The 4,919-nt window shown below is 41.2% G+C and carries 5 protein-coding genes, 2 tRNA genes and 1 pseudogene; 6 read left to right on the top strand and 2 right to left on the bottom strand.

Going from position 1 to position 4,919, the window contains the following annotated elements; all coding sequences use genetic code 11:
• Window positions 1-83 precede the first annotated feature (83 nt).
• The 5 genes from M313_RS0116855 (at window position 84) to M313_RS0116835 (ending at window position 2,324) form a co-directional block, all read left to right on the top strand.
• The gene (locus tag M313_RS0116855; RefSeq protein WP_010191401.1) at window positions 84-353 is read left to right on the top strand and encodes an RNA-binding S4 domain-containing protein; all 270 of its coding nucleotides are present in this window, start codon (window positions 84-86) and stop codon (window positions 351-353) included.
• Window positions 354-431: 78 nt separating this feature from the next.
• Window positions 432-737, top strand: a complete 306-nt coding sequence (gene yabP / locus M313_RS0116850; RefSeq protein WP_010191403.1) for a sporulation protein YabP — start codon at window positions 432-434, stop codon at window positions 735-737.
• Complete coding sequence (yabQ, locus tag M313_RS0116845; RefSeq protein ID WP_010191405.1) at window positions 734-1,372, top strand: spore cortex biosynthesis protein YabQ; 639 nt, start codon at window positions 734-736, stop codon at window positions 1,370-1,372. Before yabP ends, yabQ begins: the two co-directional genes overlap by 4 nt.
• A gap of 15 nt (window positions 1,373-1,387) precedes the next feature.
• A complete protein-coding gene (locus M313_RS0116840) occupies window positions 1,388-1,771 on the top strand; it encodes an FtsB family cell division protein (protein ID WP_010191407.1) in 384 nt (127 codons plus the stop codon).
• A gap of 88 nt (window positions 1,772-1,859) precedes the next feature.
• Window positions 1,860-2,324, top strand: a complete 465-nt coding sequence (locus M313_RS0116835; RefSeq protein ID WP_010191409.1) for a S1 domain-containing RNA-binding protein — start codon at window positions 1,860-1,862, stop codon at window positions 2,322-2,324.
• A 540-nt stretch (window positions 2,325-2,864) separates the two neighbouring features.
• Here M313_RS0116835 and M313_RS0116830 read toward each other — a convergent pair.
• Both M313_RS0116830 and M313_RS0116825 read right to left on the bottom strand, forming a co-directional pair.
• A tRNA-Glu gene (locus tag M313_RS0116830) sits at window positions 2,865-2,936 on the bottom strand.
• Between the two features lie 9 nt (window positions 2,937-2,945).
• A tRNA-Met gene (locus M313_RS0116825) sits at window positions 2,946-3,022 on the bottom strand.
• Between the two features lie 454 nt (window positions 3,023-3,476).
• On the opposite strand from M313_RS0116825, the pseudogene M313_RS0116820 reads away from it, so the two are divergent.
• Window positions 3,477-4,919: pseudogene (locus tag M313_RS0116820) on the top strand (stage II sporulation protein E); the annotation flags it as partial.

Raw genomic sequence — 4,919 nt, 5'->3', positions numbered from 1 at the left:
GCAAGTGCCCCGTGTAAAGCGATGCCTAGTGCGGAAATTACCAGCGGTGTTTAACAGACATTTAATATAGGGGGAGTTAGAAAATGCGTTTAGATAAATTTTTGAAAGTATCAAGAATCATTAAGCGTCGTACACTTGCTAAAGAAGTGGCAGAACAAGGACGTATCTATATCAACAACGTACAAGCGAAAGCCAGCAGCAATGTAAAAGCGGGAGATGAATTGAAGATTCACTTTGGCCAAAAAATCGTTACGGCTTCCATCGACAACATTCAAGAGAATGCGAAAAAAGAAGACGCAGCCATGATGTACACGATTGTAAAAGAAGAAAGAGTGGAACAAACCGAAGAGTAACGGACAGGCTTGTTCTAAAAATATATCCCTCTCATATACATGTACTATCTTCAAGTACTAGATGGGTGAGGGATGAATATGAACCAATACTATGATCCGAATCAAGGAAACAAGCAGACTGTCCAAGAGCAAGACATCGTGATGAGAAGCCGCAGAATGTTGGATATCACAGGTGTAAAGCAAGTGGAAAGTTTTGATAACGAAGAGTTTCTGCTCGAAACCGTCATGGGATTTCTCTCTGTCAGAGGTCAAAACCTTCAGATGAAAAACCTAGATGTAGAAAGTGGCGTCGTCTCCATCAAAGGCAAGATCATGGAAATCATTTATTTAGATGATCAACAGGCGGAGAAAGCTAAAGGGTTCTTTAGTAAGTTGTTCAAATGACGCTTACCACCCAGCTTTATACAATGCTTGCCATGATTGGGATGGGGGCATGGCTTGGAGCGGCCATCGATACGTATGGACGTTTTCTGAAACGGGAAAAAAGAGCCAAATGGGTCGTGTTCATTCACGACATCCTGTTTTGGCTCTTGCAAGCCCTTATCGGTTTTTATGTATTACTAAGGGTCAATGAAGGGGAAATCCGTTTTTATATTCTCATTGCACTCGTATGCGGCTTTGCAGCTTATCAAAGCTTATTCCGGTATTTTTATTTAAACCTGCTAGAGTCCATCATACAACTTGTCATCAATTTGTATCGTTTCTTGGAAAAGATGGTAAGAATGCTGATAGTAAAGCCCATTCAACTATTAGTACAAGCACTTATCGTATTATTATTAGGTATTTGGAAGTTTCTTTACTCCACAGTCCGCTTTCTGCTTCTGGTCATATGGCGGATTGTTAAAATTTGTTCATTACCATTTAGGTGGATCCTTATGCTAGTATGGAAGTTGGTCCCGAACGTTGTCAAAAAATATTTACACATTGTTTTCAAAAAACTTGAAGGATTTTTCACACTAGTAAAGAATAGGAAACATAGTATAATAAATAGAGTAAAGAACTTTTGGAAAAAGCGCTAGGAGAGGAATGATAAGATGAGCGCGGCAAAAGATGAAAAGGTAGCAAAAATCCATTCCGATTATTCCAAACAAAAACAGGACCAGCAGTTGAAACAACAGAAAAGACGCCGTGGACTTTATCGCCGTTTATCATTATTCTTTTGTTTAGCATTAGTCTTTGGAATACTAATGGGAAAAACACTCTTAGACCAACGAGCTATTCTTCAAGAAAAAGAAGATAGAAAAGAAGTAGTCGCACAAGAGCTGGCAAAACTGAAAAAAGAACAACAGCGTTTAGAAGAGGAAATTGTAAAACTGAACGATGATGATTATATTGCGAAGATCGCACGTAGAGATTATTTCATGTCAGAAGAGGATGAAATCATCTTCAATATGCCTGACGATTCGTCGTCAGATTAGTCGTCATATTGACACCTCAATTTTGCTCTAGGTATAATGGTAGGTAAAGTGATTTATTTTTATGATTTTAAGGAGGAGCATTTTTTTTATGTCAATCGAAGTAGGCAGCAAGTTACAGGGTAAGGTAACAGGTATAACTAATTTTGGCGCGTTCGTTGAGTTGCCAGGAGGAACAACTGGTCTTGTTCACATCAGTGAAGTTGCAGACAACTATGTGAAGGATATTAACGACCATTTAAAAGTTGGGGACGAAGTACAGGTGAAAGTGATCAATGTGGAGAAGGATGGCAAAATTGGTCTATCCATTAAAAAGGCAAGCGACACGTATCGTGAGCCACAACCACGTTCTGCTGCACCATCACAACGTCCGAACAACAACAACCAACAACGCTCAAATCAACGTCCGCCACGAGGAAGAAGAGAAGAATTCAAACCAAAGGAAAACTTCGAACAGAAGATGGCTAGATTCTTGAAAGATAGCGAAGATCGTTTATCTACCCTGAAGCGTAGCACGGAATCAAAACGTGGAGGTCGTGGAGCAAGTAGAAAGTAACTTGCTGCTGAAAATCTCATATATAAAACGTAATGTTTGAGCACGCCCTTTTTTGGGGCGTGTTTTTTTGGTTTTGGTAGGGGGGAGTTCTAGGACGGTTGATTTCCGTTCTAGGCGCTTCGCTTTCCTGCGGGCGGTCCGGGAGCCTCCTCGGCTTCGCCTGTAGGGTCTCCCCTGTCCCTTCCTCCCGCGGGAGTCTTCGCGCCTTCCACTACAATCAACTAAGGTTATGCATTTAGCAAGGGGGAAAGTTACCTTAGGGTCTTATAATGGATAAATCTTTTTTATGATGGATATATCGGTTTTACAATGGATATATCATTTTTGCAATGGATATATTGGCTTTACAATGGATATATTCCATTTACAATGGATAAACGAATATTCTCGCTAAATTTGAATAGTGGGAACAGTTAATATGGATGGATCGACCCCGAAATAAAAAGAAAGTTACCCAAAACCACTTTTCAAAAGTGCACAAACACAAAAAAGCTGCCACAGTATCAGGTATTCCCTGAAGCTGTGGCAGCTTTTATTTTATGACCCATACGGGATTCGAACCCGTGTTACCGCCGTGAAAGGGCGGTGTCTTAACCGCTTGACCAATGGGCCTTATAAAGTTGGTAGCGGCGGAGGGAGTCGAACCCACGACCTCACGGGTATGAACCGTACGCTCTAGCCAGCTGAGCTACACCGCCAAATTTATAAGTGTTTCATTAGATTCACTGGCGACCAGTGTTAATGGTCTGTGTCCCTTCCTCTGCAAGTAAAGCCAGGAAGTGAATCCGTCGGGACAACTCGAAGCAAATTCGGTGAAGTGTCGCTCGTCGCTACACCGCCAAATTTATAAATAATGCAGGAGAAATTAGTAATCTCTCACAAGACACAAGAATTATCATACTAACTTATCATTCATATGTCAATACGTTTTAAAAATGTAAGAATAATTAGAACATTATCCTAGCAATTACCTAGAGAATTTACAAAAACTGATGAGAGTGAATAGCAAATGCGATGATTTCATGACAGCTTTTCCCTCTTTTCCTTGTAATACGTCGAACACTTCTTAGGTTCTAGACGGTTCTTTTGACAAATCTTTTCCTTTTGAGCTTGTATAATGACCCCAATAGATAAAATATGGGAGTGGATATCATGCAGGGACTAGAAAGAGATTTGGGGGAACCGGTTTCCAATCTTCAGTTTGGGAAAGTCAGAAAAACATTTATGAAGTCGATCCATACGACGAAAACGAAACTTACGTCCATTCTATTTCACCAAGGATTTCTTTTAGTCTTTATCGGGTTCTTACTCGGACGAGCTTTAATCCTTAATGAAATCACACCGTTTGCATTACCATTTTTCGCAGCTGTGTATTTTTTGAAAAAGAAACGGGCGGGGCTCACATTAATTGCCTTAATGGTCGGATCGGCCACTATCTCGGCACTGACCGCCGCCTATGTACTTGGTGGGATGATATTATTTGTTCTCCTTTTCAAATGGGCTCAGGCATTAAAGATAGAGCCTCTTAAGGCAATGCCGTTTCTGGTCTTCCTCTCGGCCTTTCTATCCAAGACAACGATGATTTATTTTACAACGGGAATTGTGACATATGATTGGCTGATGATCGGAGTAGAGGCAGGGCTTGGATTTATCCTCACACTCATCTTTTTCCAAAGTCTGCCGCTCATCACCATGAGGAAAAAGAGACAGGCATTTAAAACAGAGGAAATTATTTGTCTCATTATTTTGTTCGCTTCGGTTTTGACAGGGACTATCGGCTGGACAGCCTATGATCTATCTGTTGAACATATATTATCTCGATATCTTGTATTAATCTTTGCTTTTGTCGCTGGAGCCACCATTGGTTCGACGGTTGGTGTGGTGACAGGGCTCATTCTAAGCTTAGCAACTGTATCCAACCTATATCAGATGAGTTTGCTGGCTTTTGCCGGTCTGTTAGGAGGGCTGTTACGGGAAGGAAACAAGCTTGGTGTATCGGTGGGACTGCTTCTAGGCACATTACTAATTGGCATTTATGGGGAGGGGATGACGCTGCTTGTTCCTACCATCATGGAGTCAATGGTGGCTGTTGCGCTCTTTCTGCTAACCCCACAAAGAGCTATTGCTAACCTGGCTAAATCCATTCCCGGAACAGCCGAACATACAGCAGAGCAACAGCAATACATGCGGAAGATCCGTGATGTGACTGCGAATAGGGTGGAACAATTTTCACACGTTTTCCAAGCGCTATCTAACAGTTTTTCAAAATTTCAATTTGAACATCCAAATTCGGAAAAAGAAGTGGATCTCTTTTTGAGTAATGTAACTGAGAAGACGTGTCAAAATTGCTTTAAAAAAGAGCAGTGCTGGACACAGAATTTCCAGAAAACCTATGATTATATGACTCACTTAATGGAGGATACAGAGGAAGGAACCATCAGTCTGAATGTCAAACTGCAAAAGGAGTGGGATCGCCATTGCGTAAAATCGGAAAAGGTAAAAACCGTGATCAAAAACGAGCTGGCCCAGTTCCACGCGAGTGAGAAGCTGAAAAAACAATTAATGGAGAGTAGGAGGTTGGTAGCCGATCAATTG

It is taken from the genome of Bacillus sp. m3-13, assembly GCF_000175075.1.
Taxonomy (GTDB): Bacteria; Bacillota; Bacilli; order Bacillales; family Bacillaceae_I; genus Sutcliffiella_A; species Sutcliffiella_A horikoshii_C.
This window is presented reverse-complemented; position numbering and strand designations above follow the sequence as displayed.

What these genes read in the sequence shown, in the direction of transcription:
- M313_RS0116835 (WP_010191409.1), top strand. Translation starts at nt 1,860, where the DNA reads ATGTCAATCGAAGTAGGCAGCAAGTTACAGGGTAAGGTAACAGGTATA.
- yabP (WP_010191403.1), top strand. Translation starts at nt 432, where the DNA reads ATGAACCAATACTATGATCCGAATCAAGGAAACAAGCAGACTGTCCAA.
- M313_RS0116840 (WP_010191407.1), top strand. Translation starts at nt 1,388, where the DNA reads ATGAGCGCGGCAAAAGATGAAAAGGTAGCAAAAATCCATTCCGATTAT.
- yabQ (WP_010191405.1), top strand. Translation starts at nt 734, where the DNA reads ATGACGCTTACCACCCAGCTTTATACAATGCTTGCCATGATTGGGATG.
- M313_RS0116855 (WP_010191401.1), top strand. Translation starts at nt 84, where the DNA reads ATGCGTTTAGATAAATTTTTGAAAGTATCAAGAATCATTAAGCGTCGT.